The organism is Pseudomonas svalbardensis, assembly GCF_030053115.1.
Lineage (GTDB): Bacteria > Pseudomonadota > Gammaproteobacteria > Pseudomonadales > Pseudomonadaceae > Aquipseudomonas > Aquipseudomonas svalbardensis.
Genome location: NZ_CP125619.1, coordinates 5,068,253 through 5,086,931, shown reverse-complemented (window position 1 = coordinate 5,086,931; position 18,679 = coordinate 5,068,253). Strand labels below are relative to the sequence as shown.

General features: G+C 57.2%; 18 protein-coding genes. 9 read left to right on the top strand and 9 right to left on the bottom strand.

Going from position 1 to position 18,679, the window contains the following annotated elements; genetic code table 11:
* Window positions 1-72: 72 nt before the first annotated feature.
* Complete coding sequence (glpK, locus tag QFX16_RS23465; protein ID WP_033057460.1) at window positions 73-1,578, bottom strand: glycerol kinase GlpK; 1,506 nt, start codon at window positions 1,576-1,578, stop codon at window positions 73-75.
* Window positions 1,579-1,653: 75 nt separating this feature from the next.
* The gene (locus QFX16_RS23460) at window positions 1,654-2,505 is read right to left on the bottom strand and encodes an MIP/aquaporin family protein (RefSeq protein ID WP_283184622.1); all 852 of its coding nucleotides are present in this window, start codon (window positions 2,503-2,505) and stop codon (window positions 1,654-1,656) included.
* Window positions 2,506-2,876: 371 nt separating this feature from the next.
* Here QFX16_RS23460 and ybaK point away from each other — a divergent pair, with 371 nt between their 5' ends.
* Together ybaK and QFX16_RS23450 are read left to right on the top strand one after the other, a co-directional pair.
* The gene (ybaK, locus tag QFX16_RS23455) at window positions 2,877-3,347 is read left to right on the top strand and encodes a Cys-tRNA(Pro) deacylase (protein WP_007971306.1); all 471 of its coding nucleotides are present in this window, start codon (window positions 2,877-2,879) and stop codon (window positions 3,345-3,347) included.
* Window positions 3,348-3,453: 106 nt separating this feature from the next.
* Window positions 3,454-4,236, top strand: coding sequence for a PhzF family phenazine biosynthesis protein (locus tag QFX16_RS23450; protein ID WP_283181535.1), 783 nt, complete (start codon window positions 3,454-3,456; stop codon window positions 4,234-4,236).
* Between the two features lie 111 nt (window positions 4,237-4,347).
* Here the strand turns inward: QFX16_RS23450 and QFX16_RS23445 are convergent, their stop codons facing one another.
* Window positions 4,348-5,457, bottom strand: a complete 1,110-nt coding sequence (locus QFX16_RS23445; protein WP_283181534.1) for an ABC transporter ATP-binding protein — start codon at window positions 5,455-5,457, stop codon at window positions 4,348-4,350.
* Entirely contained in the window at window positions 5,454-6,374 is a 921-nt protein-coding gene (gene argF / locus QFX16_RS23440; protein WP_033053690.1) for an ornithine carbamoyltransferase, read from the bottom strand. Before argF ends, QFX16_RS23445 begins: the two co-directional genes overlap by 4 nt.
* Before the next feature lie 417 nt (window positions 6,375-6,791).
* Here argF and plzR point away from each other — a divergent pair, with 417 nt between their 5' ends.
* From plzR to grxD, 3 genes are all read left to right on the top strand, one after another.
* Window positions 6,792-7,082 (top strand): PlzR type 4 pili assembly inhibitor, encoded by a 291-nt coding sequence (plzR, locus tag QFX16_RS23435; RefSeq protein WP_283181533.1) that lies wholly within the window; start codon window positions 6,792-6,794, stop codon window positions 7,080-7,082.
* Window positions 7,083-7,216: 134 nt separating this feature from the next.
* Window positions 7,217-9,322, top strand: a complete 2,106-nt coding sequence (locus QFX16_RS23430) for a molybdopterin oxidoreductase family protein (protein WP_283181532.1) — start codon at window positions 7,217-7,219, stop codon at window positions 9,320-9,322.
* 97 nt (window positions 9,323-9,419) lie between these two features.
* Window positions 9,420-9,761, top strand: coding sequence for a Grx4 family monothiol glutaredoxin (gene grxD / locus QFX16_RS23425; protein ID WP_007943565.1), 342 nt, complete (start codon window positions 9,420-9,422; stop codon window positions 9,759-9,761).
* Between the two features lie 172 nt (window positions 9,762-9,933).
* On the opposite strand, the gene bfr is transcribed toward grxD, so the two are convergent.
* A complete protein-coding gene (gene bfr, locus QFX16_RS23420; protein WP_283181531.1) occupies window positions 9,934-10,407 on the bottom strand; it encodes a bacterioferritin in 474 nt (157 codons plus the stop codon).
* A 198-nt stretch (window positions 10,408-10,605) separates the two neighbouring features.
* Window positions 10,606-10,824 (bottom strand): bacterioferritin-associated ferredoxin, encoded by a 219-nt coding sequence (locus QFX16_RS23415; protein WP_283181530.1) that lies wholly within the window; start codon window positions 10,822-10,824, stop codon window positions 10,606-10,608.
* A 302-nt stretch (window positions 10,825-11,126) separates the two neighbouring features.
* Here QFX16_RS23415 and QFX16_RS23410 point away from each other — a divergent pair, with 302 nt between their 5' ends.
* Window positions 11,127-11,729: a peroxiredoxin gene (locus QFX16_RS23410; RefSeq protein ID WP_064679479.1), complete on the top strand. Its 603-nt coding sequence runs from the start codon at window positions 11,127-11,129 to the stop codon at window positions 11,727-11,729.
* A 122-nt stretch (window positions 11,730-11,851) separates the two neighbouring features.
* Window positions 11,852-13,183 carry an IS4 family transposase gene (locus QFX16_RS23405; protein ID WP_283181529.1) on the top strand — a complete coding sequence of 444 codons (1,332 nt, stop codon included), beginning with the start codon at window positions 11,852-11,854 and terminating at the stop codon, window positions 13,181-13,183.
* A gap of 52 nt (window positions 13,184-13,235) precedes the next feature.
* Here QFX16_RS23405 and rnt read toward each other — a convergent pair whose 3' ends face one another.
* Window positions 13,236-13,913: a ribonuclease T gene (gene rnt / locus QFX16_RS23400; protein ID WP_283181528.1), complete on the bottom strand. Its 678-nt coding sequence runs from the start codon at window positions 13,911-13,913 to the stop codon at window positions 13,236-13,238.
* Window positions 13,910-14,956: a dihydroorotase gene (pyrC, locus tag QFX16_RS23395; RefSeq protein ID WP_056742014.1), complete on the bottom strand. Its 1,047-nt coding sequence runs from the start codon at window positions 14,954-14,956 to the stop codon at window positions 13,910-13,912. The genes rnt and pyrC overlap by 4 nt, the downstream gene beginning before the upstream one ends.
* A 159-nt stretch (window positions 14,957-15,115) precedes the next feature.
* On the opposite strand from pyrC, the gene QFX16_RS23390 reads away from it, so the two are divergent.
* On the top strand, window positions 15,116-16,024 hold the full coding sequence (locus tag QFX16_RS23390; RefSeq protein ID WP_283181527.1) for a flagellar protein MotY: 909 nt from the start codon (window positions 15,116-15,118) through the stop codon (window positions 16,022-16,024).
* A 129-nt stretch (window positions 16,025-16,153) separates the two neighbouring features.
* The gene (locus QFX16_RS23385; protein WP_007898502.1) at window positions 16,154-17,371 is read left to right on the top strand and encodes an argininosuccinate synthase; all 1,218 of its coding nucleotides are present in this window, start codon (window positions 16,154-16,156) and stop codon (window positions 17,369-17,371) included.
* Window positions 17,372-17,540: 169 nt separating this feature from the next.
* On the opposite strand, the gene QFX16_RS23380 is transcribed toward QFX16_RS23385, so the two are convergent.
* A complete protein-coding gene (locus QFX16_RS23380; protein ID WP_283181526.1) occupies window positions 17,541-18,173 on the bottom strand; it encodes a hypothetical protein in 633 nt (210 codons plus the stop codon).
* Between the last annotated feature and the right edge of the window lie 506 nt (window positions 18,174-18,679).

The window sequence follows — 18,679 nt, the reverse complement described above, 5'->3', positions numbered from 1 at the left end:
TTCCTTGTCTTTCCTTCGCTCGCTACGTTTTCACGCTGTGTGGACGAACCCTATCTGGATCTTGTACTTGGCTTATTCAGCGCCTTCGTGTGGTTCCCAGTCGCGGGTGCGGCTGACGGCTTTTTTCCAGCCGGCGTAGAGTTTTTCCTTCGCGGTTTCGTCCAGGGTCGGTTCGAATTCGCGCTCGATCACAGCCTTGCCTCGCAACTCATCCAGGCTGCCCCAGAAGCCACATGCCAGACCGGCCAGGTAAGCCGCGCCCAGTGCGGTGGTTTCGCGCATTTGCGGACGCTCGACCTGAGTGCCGAGGATGTCGGCCTGGAACTGCATCAGGAAGTTGTTCGCCACCGCACCGCCGTCGACACGCAGGGATTTCAAGCGTTCGCCGGAATCCTGTTGCATGGCGTCGAGAACATCGCGGGTCTGGTAGGCAATCGATTCAAGGGCTGCACGAATGATGTGATCCACGCGTACACCGCGAGTCAGGCCGAACAATGCACCCCGGGCATACGGGTCCCAGTACGGAGCGCCCAGACCAGTAAAGGCGGGTACCAGGTACACGCCGTTGCTGTCCTTGACCTTGTTGGCGAAGTATTCGGTGTCGTGGGCGTCGTTGATGATCTTCAGTTCGTCACGCAGCCACTGAACAGTCGAACCGCCGTTGAACACCGCACCTTCCAGCGCGTAAGCCACTTCGCCGCGCGGGCCGCACGCGATGGTGGTGAGCATGCCGTGCTTGGACTTCACGGCTTTGTCGCCGGTGTTCATCAGCAGGAAGCAGCCGGTGCCATAGGTGTTTTTCGCCTGGCCTGGCTCGACGCACATCTGGCCGAACAGGGCTGCTTGCTGGTCGCCAGCGATACCGCCGATGGCGATGCCGCTTTTGGTGTGGCCGTAGATTTCCGACGAGGATTTAACTTCCGGCAGCATCTCGCGCGGAATATCCAGCACCTCCAGCATCTTCGCGTCCCACTCCAGCGTGTGGATGTTGAAGAGCATGGTGCGCGAGGCGTTGGTGTAGTCGGTGACGTGCACCTTGCCGCCGGTAAATTTCCAGATCAGCCAGCTGTCGATGGTGCCGAACAACAATTCGCCTTTGCGCGCACGTTCGCGGCTGCCTTCTACGTTGTCGAGGATCCACTTGAGCTTGGTGCCGGAGAAGTACGGGTCGGTCACCAGGCCGGTGGTGTCGCTGATGTATTGCTCGTGACCGTCGCGCTTGAGTTGCTGGCAGATCTCGGTGCTGCGGCGGCACTGCCAGACGATTGCGTTGTAGATCGGGCGGCCGGTAGTCTTGTCCCAGACCACGGTGGTTTCGCGCTGGTTGGTGATGCCGATGGCGGCGACCTGGTCGTGATGCAGGCCGGCTTGAGCCAGGGCCTCGACCATCACGGCGCTTTGGGTGGCGAAGATTTCCATCGGGTCGTGTTCAACCCAGCCGGCTTGCGGGTAATGCTGTGCGAATTCGCGCTGGGCGGTGCAAACCACGTTCGCGTCGCGGTCGAAAATGATCGCGCGGGAGCTGGTCGTACCCTGATCGAGGGCAATGATGTAGTTCTTATTCTGAGTGTCGGTCATGTCGATTGCCTTGGACGAAAAAAGGGAGAGAGGTCCGGCGCGTGATCTGATGGGCAGGATCACACGCCAACGGTATCAAGAAGTTCTTGGTTTGCCGTCAATGGCCGGTGCTGCGTCCTTTGTAGCAGGTAGGGCGCTGGGCAGATGACGGGCAATCAGCCCGCGATACGCTGCAGCACCGAGGCAGGCACCGACAATCGGTGCAAAAATCGGAATCAGGAAATACGGGATATCGCGCCCGCCAGTGAAGGAAATTTCACCCCAGCCAGCGAAGAAAGTCATCAGTTTAGGACCGAAGTCGCGCGCCGGGTTCATCGCAAAACCGGTTAGCGGCCCCATCGAACTACCAATCACGGCAATCAGCAGGCCGATCAGCAGCGGAGCGAGCGGACCCTTTGGCAAGCCATTGTTGTCGTCGGTCAGGGACATGATCACGCCCATCAGGATGGCGGTGATGATCACTTCAACCAGGAAGGCTTGTGCCGTGGACAAGACCGGGTTGGGGAAGGTGGAAAACACCGACGCCAATTTGAGGCTGGCCTGAGTACCACGAACCATATGGTGAGTTTGTTCGTAATCGAAAAATAAATTGCTGTACAGCGTGTAAACCAACAACGCTCCACAGAAGGCCCCAGCGATCTGGGCGAGAATATAGAAAGGCAGTTTGCGCTTTTCGAAGTCAGCGAAAATGCTCAGGGCAATGCTGACGGCGGGATTGAGATGAGCCCCGGAAACGCCGGCGGTCAGGTAGATCGCCATGCTCACGCCGACACCCCAGATGATGCTGATTTCCCAAAGGCCGAAGCTGGCACCCGCGACTTTGAGCGCGGCAACACAGCCTGTACCAAAAAAGATCAGCAGCGCAGTACCCAAGAATTCGGCCATGCATTGGCTTGAGAGTGACGGTTGTTGTAAAGCAGTTGTCATTGAAAACCTCGTTTTTGTTGTTGTCTGGCGCTTTTGCATCATGGTCAAAAGCGCGATTTTCACCGAGGCAGGATCCCCATCCTGTTCTCGGCCTACTGCAGGGTGCTGCGATAGGAACATTCGTACAGTATTCAGAATCGAAAAAATATAGACAAGAAACGCTGCTGTCAAAGGTCGAAAGTGAACCGTCAGTCACAATCGAACTATTAGTCACATGAATGACCGCATCGTTCACGCGACAGACCGAAGGTGGACGAACGGCATAAGGCGGCGCCAAGCCTTTGAAATAGCGCCGCAATAGAGCCTTTTATTGATCGATGACCTAGAATCCAGCGCAGTATTTTTCTACTGTCGCCCAGTCTGGAGCTGTCATGACCCCTGCATTGGATTTGTTGAAAAAAGTTCGTGCCGAACATCGCGTGCACAGTTACGAACATGATCCGAAGGCAGCGTCCTACGGGCTGGAGGCCGCGGAGAAGCTGGGACTGGATCCGGCGCAGGTGTTCAAGACCTTGCTGGCGGCCAGCGAGAAAGGTGAGTTGCTGGTGGCCGTGGTGCCGGTCGTCGGAAGTCTGGACTTAAAGGGCCTGGCGCATGCAGCGGGCGTGAAAAAAGTCGAAATGGCCGATCCTGCCGCAGCGCAACGATCCACCGGTTACCTCTTGGGCGGCATCAGTCCGCTGGGACAGAAAAAGCGCTTGCGCACCTTTATCGATAATTCAGCTCAGCCCTTCGCCAGCATTTTTGTCAGTGCGGGGCGACGAGGGCTGGAAGTCGAATTGGCACCCGCGGTGTTGGCCGAACATACCCAGGCGAAGTTCGCTGATATCGGCCGTGCCTGACGCGGACTATCAGCCCGGCGCTGTATGGTGCAAATTGACGGGCTCTGTCACTGGTGCCGCATTGTCGGCAGCTTCATGCTCGGTGGCCTGACAAAGGGAGAATGTTATGCAGCTTGAGTTTCATCAGGTCGATGCGTTCAGTGATCGGCCGTTCAGTGGCAACCCGGCGATGGTCTATCGCCTCGATGCCTGGCTTGCCGATGAGTTGATGCAGAAGATCGCCGCCGAGCACAACCTCGCCGAAACCGCCTTCGTGGTACGCGAAGGGCAGGGCTGGCGCATCCGCTGGTTTACTCCAACCACCGAGGTGCCGTTGTGCGGTCATGCAACTCTGGCCAGCGCTTATATTCTGTTTGAAATCTACAACGAGCCGGTCCAGCGACTGGACTTCGTCTGCAAGTCCGGCCCGCTAAGCGTGAGCCGTGAGGGTGAGCGCTTGTGGCTGGATTTTCCGGCGCTCATTCCGTCGGAAGTGGGCGTGACCCTAGATGTCGAGCGCGCGCTGGGTGTGGAAGCGGTTGATGTGCTGGGGTCGAACGAGTTGTTCGTGGTGCTGGAGTCCGAGCAGGCGGTGCTCGAATGTCAGCCGGACATGGCTGCGCTGGCGAAGCTGCCGTGGCCAGGAGCAATTGTCACGGCCAGGGGCAGCCAGCATGATTTTGTTTCCCGCTACTTCGCACCGGCGATCGGCATCAACGAAGACCCCGTGACGGGTTCGACTCATTGCAGCCTGATTCCGTACTGGTCGAAACGTTTGGGCAAGTCGAGCCTGACGGCTTGTCAGCGTTCGGCTCGAGGCGGGGAGTTGTTCTGTCGGCTGGAAGGGGATCGGGTGAAAATCGGTGGGAATGCGACGCTCGTTGCAAGCGGAACGCTAATGCTGGGTTGATGCTGATCTTTGTAGGAGCAAAGCTCGCTCGCGATGAACGATGTCGCGGTGCATCAGCTAAACCGTGGCGATGCTATCGCGAGCACGCTTTGCTCCTACAGAAACGGGGTGTCAGTGGGCGCTGCTGTAGCGGCGGACGCCGGACTCTACGACCGGAATCTGCGCCGCCGTACTGCCCGATGCCTGAAACAACACCAAGTGTTCAGCCGCGACACGAATGCCGACCTCTGAACCCACCAGATGATCGGCATGGCTCGGGAAAATCGATTCCAGCTGCGCGCCGGTCGGCAACTGCAAGCGATACAAGGTGGACGCACCCTGGAAAGACTTGCCGACAATCCGGGCCTTCAACGTGCTGTCCGGTGCATAAACGATATCGTCCGGACGCAGCAATACATCCACCGCTCCGCCAACCGGCCAGGTGTAGGCACGATTACCGCGTAACTCACCTAGTTCGGTCTGCACCGACTCGGGGCTGCTCAGCTGACCGCGAATGAAATAACCCTGGCCAATGAAACTGGCGACAAACGGCGTCAGCGGTTCGTGATACAGGTTGTAGGGCGTGTCCCACTGTTCCAAACGACCTTCCTTGAAAACCCCCACATGATCGCTCACTGCGAAGGCCTCTTCCTGGTCGTGGGTCACCAGAATCGCGCTGGTACCACGGGCCTTGAGGATATCGCGCACCTCATGGCTGAGCTTGCGCCGAAGCTCGCCATCAAGGTTGGAGAAGGGTTCGTCGAGCAGCAGCAATTGCGGTTCCGGCGCCAGGGCGCGGGCGAGAGCGACGCGCTGCTGTTGACCACCGGACAGCTCATGCGGGAAGCGCTTGCCGAGGTTTTTCAGGTTGACCAGTTCCAGCAATTCTTCGGTGACGCGATCCTTTTGCGGGTGCTTGCGAATCCCGAAGGCGATGTTCTCGGCCACGCTCAAATGCGGAAACAGTGCGTAATCCTGAAACACCATGCCGATCCGGCGTTTCTCCGGGGCGAGAGTGAAGCCGGCGCGGGAGATTGTCTCTCCCGCTAACTGGATTTCACCTTCGTGTACCGGTTCGAAACCGGCAATCGCCCGCAGGGTAGTGGTTTTGCCGCAACCCGAAGAGCCCAGCAGGCAACCGATGTCGCCGGCATTCAAATGCAGGTTGAGGTTCTGCACGACGCGCTGGTCTTGATAGCCGCAGGCAAGGTTGCGCAGGTTCAGCAGTAATGGATGGCTCATGCGTGGTGATACGCCGGCTCGACGAGAAACTCGAGCAGGGCCTTTTGTGCGTGAAGACGGTTTTCGGCTTGATCCCACGCGACGGAGCGCTGGTCATCGAGCAGGTCGACGCTGATTTCCTCGCCACGGTGGGCCGGCAGGCAGTGCATGAACAGCACATCCGGGGCGGCCAGGTCGAGCAGGGCGCGGTTGACCTGGAACGGCGCGAACAGCTTCAGGCGCTTGGCGGTTTCCTCTTCCTGGCCCATGGAGGTCCAGACGTCGGTGCTGACCAGGTGGGCGCCGCGTACGGCATCCTTCGGATCGCGGACGATGGTGACCCGATCGCCGGCCTTGGCCACGAATTCAGGGTTGGGTTCAAAGCCTTCCGGGCAAGCGACGCGCAACTGGAAGTCGAACTGGATCGCCGCTTCTATATAGCTGTTGCACATGTTGTTGCCGTCGCCGATCCAGGCCACGGTTTTGCCCTGAATCGAGCCGCGGTGCTCTAGGAAGGTCTGCATGTCGGCCAGCAACTGGCACGGGTGCAGGTCATCGGACAGGCCGTTGATCACTGGCACGCGCGAGTTGGCGGCGAATTCGGTCAGGGTGCTGTGGGCAAAGGTACGGATCATCACCGCGTCGAGCATGCTCGACATGACGATGGCGCAGTCGCCGATCGGCTCGCCACGGCCCAGTTGGGTGTCGCGCGGCGACAGGAAGATCGCCTGGCCACCGAGCTGGATCATGCCGGCTTCGAACGAAATTCGGGTGCGGGTTGACGATTTCTCGAAAATCATCCCGAGCACGCGGTTTTTCAGGGGCTCGAACAGTACGCCGCGGTTACGCAGGTCTTTGAGCTCAACGCCTCGACGGATCACGCTGACCAGCTCTTCGGGCGTGCAATCCATCAGGGAGAGAAAGTGCCTTGCGCTCATCATTGACTACCTTTTTGCAACAGACCGCAGATACTCAAAGCCTTGTTTAACTGAAAAACGGGCGAGACCTGCGGCGTAAGCCGCACGGGGCGACGAAATAGGGGAAGGCGCGATCTTATAATTAAATGTCGCGTCTTACCAATAGGGCTACGGTTTTTAGGGGATTTCAGAGGGGCTACGGGATGACCGCAGTAGCGCTTTTGAAGCCTGTTTCCTGACAGCAGCCCGTCATTTGTACACTGGGGGTGCGGGGCTTTGCAATCAAACGGGGCGGGGAAGGCGTAGCAACGGTCGGTTTCTGACCTGTCATTCGAAACATTTGTACTCAGGATTGAGGGATGTGTCTGGTCTGAAACATTTGCTAATGCAAAGCGGCGGGTTATAACTAACGCACGAACGACGCAGGAAGCCTTCGGAATGGAATCGAAAGAACGACAGTTAATGGAGTTACTCGGCCTCACGGCTCGCTCGCTGACCCACCTCACCGCGTCCATGACCTCGATGTCCTTCGAGTTGATGCGCAGTGAAGACGAAGTGACCAAGGCTGCCGGCCGGCGGATGATTGACCGCATGGCAACCATCAGCACCGGGCTCGACGAGCACTGGCGGCTGATCGGCGAACTCACCGGTGTTCATATCGCTCAAGAGCAGATCGAAACCATCCAGGAGATCCAGTTGCAGGCGCCGCCGAGGCTGCCGCCGAACTGATCCCCAGCGGTCATCGGCTGGCCTGATGGCCGCCGATTCACAAGACGAACGTCGCTGGCGCAGCAGTGGATCAGGCGCCATAGTTTTGTTCCCGCGGCCGATATCGCCCGCCCAGAACAAGACAGAGACTGGCCATGACCAAGACTCTCCATCACCGTGCGTGCCACTTGTGTGAAGCCATCTGCGGCCTGACCATCGAAACCACCGAGGTCGAAGGCGCGGTGCAGATCACTTCGATCAAGGGTGACGCTCAAGATACATTCAGCCGCGGGCACATCTGCCCCAAGGCCGTCGCCCTGCAAGATATTCAGAGTGATCCGGATCGTTTGCGTCAGCCGATGTTACGTGTCGGCAGTGAATGGCAACCCATCCAGTGGGAAGACGCCTTCAACCTTGTAGCCGAACGTCTGGTGGCGATTCAGGAGCGTCACGGACAGAACGCGGTGGCGGTCTATCAAGGCAACCCCAGCGTGCACAACTATGGGCTGATGACCCACAGCAATTACTTTCTCGGCCTGTTGAAAACCCGCAACCGGTTTTCCGCGACCTCAGTCGACCAGTTGCCCCATCACCTGACCAGCCATTTGATGTACGGCCACGGTTTGCTGTTGCCGATCCCGGACATCGATCACACCGATTTCATGCTGATCCTCGGCGGCAATCCGCTGGCCTCCAACGGCAGCATCATGACCGTGCCGGATGTGGAGAAGCGCTTGAAGGCCATTCAGGCGCGCGGCGGCAAAGTGGTGGTGGTCGATCCGCGCCGCAGCGAAACCGCGGCGATTGCCGACCAGCATCTATTCGTGCGCCCCGGTGGCGATGCGGCGTTGTTGTTCGGACTGCTCAATACCTTGTTCGCTGAAGGTCTGACCCGCGACAGTCATTTGCCGGTGGACGGTCTGGATGAGGTGCGTGAGGCGGTCGCGAATTTCACCGCCGAGGACATGAGCCCGCTGTGCGCAGTGCCCGCCGAACAGATCCGCCAACTGGCGCGGGACTTTGCGGCGGCGCCGACAGCGGTCTGTTACGGCCGCATGGGTGTCTCGACCCAGGCGTTCGGCACCTTGTGTCATTGGGTTGTGCAGTTGATCAACCTGGTCACCGGTAATCTCGATCGCGTGGGAGGTGCGTTGTGCACCGAACCGGCGGTGGATTTGGTGGCGTCCACCTCCGGTGGGCATTTCAATCTGTGGCAGAGCCGGGTCTCCGGGCGTCCTGAATACGGTGGAGAACTGCCGGTGTCGGCGCTGGCCGAAGAGATGCTCACCGAAGGGGAAGGGCAGGTCCGCGCGCTGATTACCGTGGCGGGTAATCCGGTGCTGTCGACGCCCAATGGCCGACAACTGGAGCAGGCTCTGGACGGTTTGGAGTTCATGGTCAGCATCGACCTGTACATCAATGAAACCACGCGTTATGCCGACCTGATTCTGCCGTCCACCTCGGCCCTGGAAAACGATCATTACGACACGACTTTCAATATGTTTGCGGTGCGTAACGTCAGTCGGTTCAATCGCGCGATTCTGGCCAAACCTGAAGGTGCGTTGCATGACTGGGAGATTTTCGTGGGGCTGGCCAAGGCGTTTGCTGCGAAGACTGGCAAGGAACTGAAACCGACGATCCCGCCAGCGCAGATGATCGACCGTGGCTTGCGGATGGGGCTGTATGGCGACGCTTCGGAGCACAAGCTATCGCTGGCGACGTTGTTTGATCACCCTCACGGTGTCGATCTTGGGGCATTGAAATCCAATCTGGCTCCACGTCTGAAAACAGCTGATCAGCGAGTCCAGGCAGCGCCTGCCGCGATCCTTGCTGACCTCGTGCGCTTTGCGGCATTGAAAGCGCCGGCCGTTGATGAGTTGCTGATGATTGGCCGCCGTCATGTGCGCAGCAACAACTCGTGGATGCACAACTATCACCGCCTGGTGAAGGGTAAACCGCGCCATCAATTGCTGATGCACCCGGATGACCTGGCCAGCCGTGGGCTCAACGACGGACAGCGAGTGCGGGTCAGTTCGCGGGTCGGTGTGATTGAAGTTGAAGTGCTCGGCAGTCTGGATATGATGAAAGGCGTGGTCAGCCTTCCGCACGGTTGGGGCCATGCGCGGCCGGGTGTGCAGATGACCATTGCCAGTGGTCAGCCGGGTTCCAGCGCCAATGACTTGACCGACGAGTGTCAGCTCGATGAGTTGTCGGGCAATGCGGCGTTGAACGGTGTGCCAGTGACCGTGTCGGCGGCTTGATCAAGTCTGTCGGGGAGACCGAGCAGGGTGCTCGGGTTTCCGTTACAATGCGCCACCGTGCCGACCCCTGAGTCGGAAAGTTCAGCCGAGGTGCTCCATGGATATCATCGAAACGATTAAAGAGCAGATTGCTAACAACACCATTCTGCTTTACATGAAAGGCTCGCCGAATGCCCCGCAGTGCGGCTTCTCTGCGAAAGCCGCGCAGGCCGTGATGGCGTGTGGTGAAAAATTTGCTTACGTGGACATCCTGCAGAACCCGGAAATCCGCGCCAACCTGCCAAAATACGCCAACTGGCCAACCTTCCCGCAACTGTGGGTTGGCGGTGAGCTGGTCGGCGGTAGCGACATCATGACCGAGATGGCTGCAGACGGTTCGCTGCAAACCACCATCAAGGCTGCTGTCGAAGCTGCTGCTGCCAACAAGACCGAAGCCTGATTGGTATCTGTAGGAGCAAAGCTTGCTCGCGATGCAGGCGCCGCGGTTTAGCAAGAACACCGCGTCATCGTTCATCGCTGGCAAGCCATGCTCCTACAGGGTCATTAAAAAAGCCCCGCCTCTTTAAAAGAGCGCGGGGCTTTTTATTGTCTCGGGTTTAGCGGGCGCTAACTTACTCTTCGCCCATCTGCGATTGCAGATAGTTCTCAAGACCGACTTTATCGATCAGGCCCAGTTGGGTTTCCAGCCAGTCGATATGTTCTTCTTCGGATTCAAGAATATCTTCAAGCAGTTCACGGCTACCAAAGTCGCCAACGGTTTCGCAATGAGCGATGGCCACTTTGAGATCCGCATGACCGGTGCGTTCGATACGCAGGTCGCACTCAATCATTTCCTGGGTGTGTTCGCCGATCTGCAGCTTACCCAGGTCCTGGACGTTCGGCAGGCCTTCAAGGAACAGGATGCGCTTGATCAGCTTGTCCGCGTGCTTCATCTCGTCGATGGATTCGTGGTATTCGTGCTTGCCGAGCTTGTTCAGGCCCCAATCTTCGTACATGCGTGCATGCAGGAAGTATTGATTGATCGCGACCAGCTCATTGGCAAGGATCTTGTTGAGATGCTGGATGACTGTAACGTCGCCTTTCATGATGGGGTCCTGCCCTAAGTAACTGTCTATAAGGCAGAGTTTGAGCCGCGTAATTAAGAGTGTCAAACCTAAGTTATTGAAACTTAAGTGAAAATTAATCGGAATAAGAATGTTTGTGTTCCGCGTCTAGATCGTAAGCGGTTGATTTTCAGACATAAAAAAACCGGACATCAAGTCCGGTTCTTTGAAATACGTTATTTACGCGGCAGTAAATTCTACAGGGAAGGGAATCGCGGCCTGGGCCGATTGCAATTTGGTCAGGGTTTCGCGGACCACTTCCTTGGCAAGGCAGGCACATTTGCCGCATTGGCTAGCTACGCCGGTGGCCTGACGGACTTCCTTATAGCTGCAGCAACCTTCATAGATCGCTTCGCGGATTTGACCGTCGGTGACGCCAGTGCAGAGGCAAACATACATAAGTGAAAACCGTCGCTGGTTGTGACTCAATTGCGATGGATCTTAATGTTAACGAGAATGATTGTCAAAGTGGTTTCTGAAAGCTTTGATCAGGGCTGACGAACGGTTTCCTCTCGGCATCGATCACGACGAAAACCCGTCAACTGCATTTCCCCTGACAAAAAAACCGTTAAGGACAGGCCAAAAACGCAGTGTATGATGGCCGGTCCTTATGAAGCGGGTTCGTGTCACAGGGCTGTCGCCTGAAGGTGGCAGGCTGGCGCAAACCCGGAACTTCACGTTTTTACACCAGGAGATATCCAATGAGCGTACTCGTAGGCAAACAAGCCCCAGACTTCACCGTACCGGCCGTACTCGGCAATGGCGAAATCGTAGACAGCTTCACCCTGTCGTCGGCCATCAAAGGCAAATACGGCCTGGTGTTCTTCTACCCACTGGACTTCACCTTCGTTTGCCCGTCCGAGCTGATCGCTCTGGACAACCGTATGTCTGACTTCAAGGCACGCAACGTTGAAGTGATCGCCGTTTCGATCGACTCGCACTTCACCCACAACGCCTGGCGCAACACCCCGGTCAACAATGGTGGTATCGGCGAAGTTCGCTACACCATGGCTGCCGACCTGAAGCACGAAATCGCCAAGGCCTACGACGTTGAGTCCGAAGGCGGCGTGGCTTTCCGTGGCGCGTTCCTGATCGACGACAAAGGCGTTGTCCGTTCGCAGATCATCAACGACCTGCCGCTGGGTCGTAACATTGAAGAGCTGATCCGTCTGGTCGACGCTCTGCAATTCCACGAAGAGCACGGCGAAGTTTGCCCTGCCAACTGGAAAAAAGGCGACAAAGGCATGACCGCTTCGACCGAAGGCGTCGCGGCTTACCTGACCGAGAACGCTGCTGCGCTGTAAGGCACGTTTGAGGCATAAAAAAACCGGCCGTTGAGGCTAATGCCGATCAGTTAAGCCCTCTCGCTTGACCTTTGGCCGCAAGAAATCAAAATCCGATGCCTGTACTGGCATCGGATTTTTTTATGCGTCTCGCTCGGGCCCTGGAACTGACCCACAATATCGCCTCCACCCCTAACTCAATCGAGGGACTGGATTCTTTACTCGATCCATCTTTGGTCGAGCAGGCACTTGAACAGGCCGGCGTGGCGACCCTGCGCAAGCGGCGTTTGCCACTGGAAATGATGCTCTGGTGCGTGATATCCATGGCCTTCTTTCGCCGCATGTCGGCGTGGGATGTGGTCAGCCGCATGAACATCATGCTGCCGGGCCAACGTCCATTGGTGGCACCCAGCGCTGTGGTTCAAGCCCGTCAGAGATTGGGCTGCGAGGCTGTACGACAAGTCTTCCATCTGACTCAGAAAAGTTGGCATGAGACCGTGGATCACCCAACTTGGGCAGGCTTGCGTTTGCTGGGGGTCGACGGCGTCGTCTGGCGAACACCCGATACACCCGAAAATCGGGCGCGCTACGATTCCGCCAGCAACCAGCATGGCGACACCGGTTTCCCCCAGGTGCGCATGGTCTGCCAAATGGAGTTGACCAGCCACATGCTGATCGGCAGCGCGTTGGATGGCTATCGCAGCAACGAAATGAAACTGGCGGAGCAACTGATCGAAACCACGCCCGATCACTCGCTGACGCTGTTCGATCGCGGTTTTTACTCCTTGGGTTTGCTGCATCAGTGGCAGCAAGCAGGCATCGAGCGGCATTGGCTGATGCCTCTGCGCAAAGGTGCGCAGTACGAAGTGATTCAGCGCTTGGGGCGCCAGGACGCTGTGGTCTCGTTGAGCACTTCGCCGCAGGCCCGCACGCAATGGCCGGGGCTGCCGGAGCGCCTGACCGCGCGATTGCTGAGCAAAACCGTCAAGGGCAAGGTTTGTCAGATCCTGACGTCGATGGCCGATCCGCTACGCTTCCCGTCCGACGAAATCGTCGACCTGTACAGCCAGCGATGGGAGATCGAATTAGGGTTTCGCGAGATGAAACAGACGCTGCTCAACAGCAGCTATACATTGCGTAGCAAGACGCCCGAGATGATCGAGCAGGAACTGTGGGGTGTGTTGCTGGGCTACAACCTGCTGCGCTACCAGATGGTGGAAATGAGCCGCCACTGTCCAGGTATTTACCCGTGCGAAATGAGCTTTGCCGCGTGTACTTGGGCAATTTTAGGGTTTATCAACAGCGTTTCGGCCGACCGTTCCGGGAACATCCCCAAATATCTGGCCGAGCTGCACGCCTCTGCCCCGCATTATGTTCTGCCGCATCGACGGGAAGAGCGCATTTATCCCCGCGCCATAAGGCTCAAATCACCGAAATATCCGATCAGAAAGAAAAATGCCAGTCAGCTTAACTGACTGGCATTAGCCGTTGAGGCCGGTTTTTTTATGGGCGGGATAAACCCAACGATCAGTCGTTGTAGTCTTCCCAGCCGCCCATTTGTTTCCAGCGATTGACGATGCCGCAAAACAGCTCGGCCGTCTTCTCGGTGTCGTAGCGAGCCGAGTGGGCCTCACGGCCGTCGAAGTCGATGTCGGCTGCCGAACAGGCCTTGGCCAGTACGGTTTGGCCGTAAGCCAGACCGGCCAGGGTCGCGGTATCGAAGCTCGAGAACGGATGAAACGGATTGCGCTTCATATCCAGGCGTGCGACAGCGGCGTTGAGGAAACCCAGATCGAAGCTGCTGTTGTGCCCGACCAGAATCGCCCGTTTGCAACCGTTGGCTTTCAGAGCCTTGCGGATGCCGCGGAAGATGTCGGTCAGCGCTGCTTCTTCACTCACTGCCATGCGCAGCGGGTGATCGAGTTTGATCCCGGTAAATTCCAGAGCGGCCGCTTCGATGTTCGCGCCTTCAAAAGGCTCTACGCGAAAGAAGTAGGTGTGGTCGGGGTACACAAACCCTTTTTCGTCCATGCCAATGGTGGTTGCGGCAATTTCCAGCAAGGCGTCAGTGGCAGAGTTGAAACCACCGGTTTCAACGTCGACAACGACTGGCAGGTATCCACGGAAGCGCTCAGCCATCGGGTGGCGCGAACCAGCTCCGCCGCCTTGACCGTCCTGTTCGTCGTCGAAATGGTCTTCACTCACGCGTGTTCCTCCAGCAGGCGCCAGCGCAGTTTTTCACCGGCGCGCAGCGGGATTACGGTCAGCTCGCCAAATGGCAGGCTGGTTGGGGCGGTCCACTCTTCGCGGACCAGGGTAATGCGATCGGTGTTCACCGGCAGGCCGTAGAAACGAGGGCCGTTCAGGCTGGCGAAGGCTTCGAGCTTATCCAGCGCGTTGCGCTGTTCGAAGGCTTCGGCATACATCTCGATCGCTGCATAAGCGGTGTAGCAGCCGGCACAGCCGCAAGCGGCTTCTTTGGCGTGCTGGGCATGGGGCGCCGAGTCGGTGCCGAGGAAGAACTTGTCGCTGCCGCTGGTGGCGGCGTCGAGCAGGGCTTCCTGATGGGTGTTGCGCTTGAGGATCGGCAGGCAATAGAAGTGCGGCCGAATCCCGCCCACCAGCATGTGGTTGCGGTTGTACAGCAGGTGATGCGCGGTGATGGTCGCGCCAACATTGGCCGAAGCCTCGTTGACGAACTGCACGGCGTCGGCGGTAGTGATGTGTTCGAACACCACTTTGAGGCTCGGGAAGCGCTCGACCACACGACGCATGTGCTCATCGATAAAGAATTTTTCGCGATCGAACACGTCGACATCGCCACGGGTGACTTCACCGTGAACCAGCAAGGGCATCCCGACTTCGGCCATGGCCTCAAGTGCAGGGAAAATCTTGTCGATGCTGGTGACACCAGAGTCCGAGTTGGTGGTCGCGCCGGCCGGGTACAGCTTGGCGGCGTGAATGAAGCCGCTGGCCTTGGCCTCGCGAATTTCTTCGGGCTGGGTGCGGTCGGTCAGGTACAGCACCATCAACGGTTCGAAGCGGCTGCCAGCCGGGCGTGCAGCGAGAATCCGCTGGCGATAGCCGTCGGCTTCAGCGGTGTTACGCACCGGAGGTACCAGGTTGGGCATGATGATGGCGCGACCAAAGGTGCGCGCGACATCCGCGACTGTATTGGGCAACACAGCACCATCGCGAAGATGAATATGCCAGTCGTCGGGACGCAGCAGGGTCAGGCGGTCGGACATGAGGGGATTCCAGGCGGGTCAAACTGAGGGGAATGCTACCGGAAAAGACTCTTCCAGGCACTCGCTATCAAGTTTTGCAGGAAGCTTCCGATATCCAACAGGTATGCCGTAAACATCTGTGTGTCGGTCTTTTTGTTGTAGAAGCCAGTGGAGCCTCCCGTGCGCCAGCGTTATTTAGCCTTGCTCAGCGTGTTTGCCAGCCTTCCTGCGATGGCGCTCACTTTCCAGACCCGTCTGGAGAGCATCGAGTGGACGGTCGAAGGAGACAAGTTCGAGTGCCGCCTGACTCAGCCGATCAGCGATTTCGGTTCGGGCGAGTTCGTGCGTCGCGCTGGCGAGCAAGCGACGTTTCGTCTGAAGGCCTATAACTCGATGATCGGCGGCGGTTCGGCCACCTTGCTGGCGGCGGCTGCACCCTGGCAGCCGGGGCGTGGCGACATCAACCTCGGTTCTGTACGAATCGGCAGCGGCAATGTGTTGTTTAACAGTTCGCAAGTTCAGGCTGGCCGCTTGATCAGTGGCCTGATGGACGGCCGCAGTCCGGTCGTTCGACATTACTCGGGCGATGGCCGGGTGTCGGAAGTGCGCCTGTTGCCGGTCAAGTTCAGCAAGGCCTTCAACGACTACCAGAGCTGCGTGGCGAAGCTGCTGCCGAAGAATTTCGAGCAGGTTAAACAATCGCAGATCGGCTTCCCCGGTGAAGGCATCGATCTCGACGCGCAGGCCAAGGCGCAATTACAAGTGATGCTGGAGTTCATGAAGGCTGATCCGACGGTCAACCACGTCGAGCTCGATGGCCACTCGGACAACAGCGGCAACCGCCTGACCAATCGTGACCTGTCGCGGCGTCGGGCCCTGGCAGTCATGGAGTTCTTCAAGGCCAACGGCATTCAGGAATCGCAGATCACCGTGCGCTTTCACGGCGAGCGTTATCCATTGGCGCCCAATACCAATTCCGCCAACCGGGCGAAGAACCGTCGGGTCAATGTGCACCTCGCGCGCGTTACGCCCACCGAAAAGTCGGCCCCTCAGGCCACCGCATCGGCGAGCGCTGCATCGACCTCCTGAACCCGCTGTAATCGTCGCTCACTCGACATAATCTGTCGCTTCGTCGTCATAAGCTGTCGCGCCTCTGTAAATTATCCTGCATGACCGGTAGACTTGACTGCTTTCCGTAGAACCCCGTGGAGTGATGGCATGGCGGACGTAAACAAGGTCGTTCTGGCGTATTCCGGCGGCCTGGACACTTCGGTGATCCTCAAGTGGCTGCAGGATACTTATAACTGTGAAGTCGTGACCTTCACCGCTGACCTGGGTCAGGGCGAAGAGGTCGAACCTGCACGCGCCAAGGCACAGGCCATGGGCGTGAAAGAGATCTACATCGACGACTTGCGCGAAGAATTCGTGCGCGATTTCGTTTTCCCGATGTTCCGCGCCAACACCGTTTACGAAGGCGAGTACCTGCTGGGTACTTCCATCGCTCGTCCGTTGATCGCCAAGCGCTTGATCGAAATCGCCAACGAAACCGGAGCTGACGCCATTTCCCACGGCGCCACCGGCAAGGGCAACGACCAGGTTCGTTTCGAGCTGGGCGCCTACGCCTTGAAGCCAGGCGTGAAAGTGATTGCTCCGTGGCGCGAATGGGACCTGCTCTCCCGTGAAAAGCTGATGGATTATGCTGAAAAGCACAACATCCCGATCGAGCGTCATGGCAAGAAAAAATCCCCGTACTCGATGGATGCCAACCTGCTGCACATCTCCTATGAAGGCGGCGTGCTGGAAGACACCTGGACCGAGCACGAAGAAGACATGTGGAAATGGACCGTCTCCCCGGAGAAGGCTCCTGACAAAGCTCAATACCTGGAACTGACCTACCGCAACGGCGATATCGTCGCACTGGACGGCGTCGAAATGACCCCGGCTACCGTGCTGGCGACCCTGAACCGTATCGGTGGCGAACACGGTATCGGCCGTCTCGACATCGTTGAGAACCGTTACGTGGGCATGAAGTCCCGTGGCTGCTACGAAACCCCAGGCGGCACCATCATGCTGCGCGCCCACCGTGCGATCGAATCGATCACCCTTGACCGCGAAGTGGCTCACCTCAAAGACGAGCTGATGCCTAAATACGCCAGCCTGATCTACACCGGTTACTGGTGGAGCCCTGAGCGTCTGATGCTGCAACAGATGATCGACGCGTCCCAGGCCCACGTGAACGGCGTTGTGCGCCTGAAGCTGTACAAGGGCAACGTGATCGTCACCGGTCGCAAGTCCGACGAATCGTTGTTCGATGCCAACATCGCGACCTTCGAAGAAGATGGCGGCGCCTACAACCAGGCCGACGCGGCGGGCTTCATCAAGCTCAACGCCTTGCGCATGCGAATTGCGGCGAACAAAGGCCGGAAGCTTTTCTGAGATCTTTGAAACCGTAGTGGAACGACGGTAATAGAGTTGTGGCCTTGTCGGTGACAAGGCCACAATTTTGAATAGGGGGAGTTTTCCTACCGGTCATCGTGTTATCAGCGCTCTATTTGTATCTGTAATACCTTCCTTCTGTTTCCTCTCTCTGAATGCTCTTCAAGCGTTACCTGCTGCGTGTCAGGTAAAAAGAGTGATCAAGAATCGTCAGACCGTGTGAATTCAAATTGTAAGCAATGCAAAGCGTTGGGCCGCTGCGATTCTTTGCCTGTTTTGATTGCTTGCTTGCGCTTTCCTTCAGTAATGCCTCCGAATCGGTACAGGTGAGAAATACGATCACTTGTGCAGGGCTTCCCTGTGGGCGTCGGTATTTTTCAATCCAGGCACCGAATTCCATTTTCTTGTTTAGCCACCGCGCATCGATGATGTGCAGGTTCTTCAGCTGCTCGGCCATGCAAACGTACTGTAGAGCCGAGAGGCCCGTCTGAATATCGATCCGGGCGGGAGGGTCCTTCAGGTTATCGGGTCGCTGACCGCGTTCAGCGTTGTCCATCACTTTTATAAAGTGCTTTCCCTTGCCGTAATCGGATGGCGCGTACAGCGACCGATAGTTGAAGTTGAGTGTGGCGAAGAAAAGAAAAAGCAAATAAAAAGGGAAACTGATCAGGAACCAGATATAGAACTCCCGTTCCTTATTGTCGAGAAAGGGCAGTGATACGGCGGCCGATGTTTCAGAAATAGCGGCAAATATTGCAATAACTGTCATGGGGTTGATGATTTTTTTCTTTGATTTGATCATGTGTTTTGCTCGTTGAAATATTGTTTTTTCTCGGTTGATTAATGTTTTGGTTTGATTTTAATAACTAAGTGGTCGGTGATTGTATTGGTGCGGTGGCTCCTTTTAAGTTTTAGATTTAGAGGGTTTGATAGTAGCGGTATTGAGTGTGCGGCGGGTGCCTCTGTTGTAGGGTTTTAGGTGGTATTGGATTGAGTTTGTTGTTGAAGTGTTGCCTGGTGTGATTTTTACTACATTCTTGATGTGCGGTGTTTGTGGTGTGGGGTTTCAAGTGGTAAATATCAGTTACTTTTAAGGGTAGCTCAATAGTCAGTATTCGTTGGACCTCTTGCGGCGAACCCTGTTATTTGGTTTTCTGGTTGTAAACTGAAACAAAAAAACTGCGGATAATCGAAATATTTTCTGGTTGATAAAACGTTTACCCCCACCGTATTTTTGGGAATTTTGTAAGATTATTCTTCAATGTCTGTAGGGAATGTCTCTCGGTGTGGGTGGCCGAGGGGGGCGGC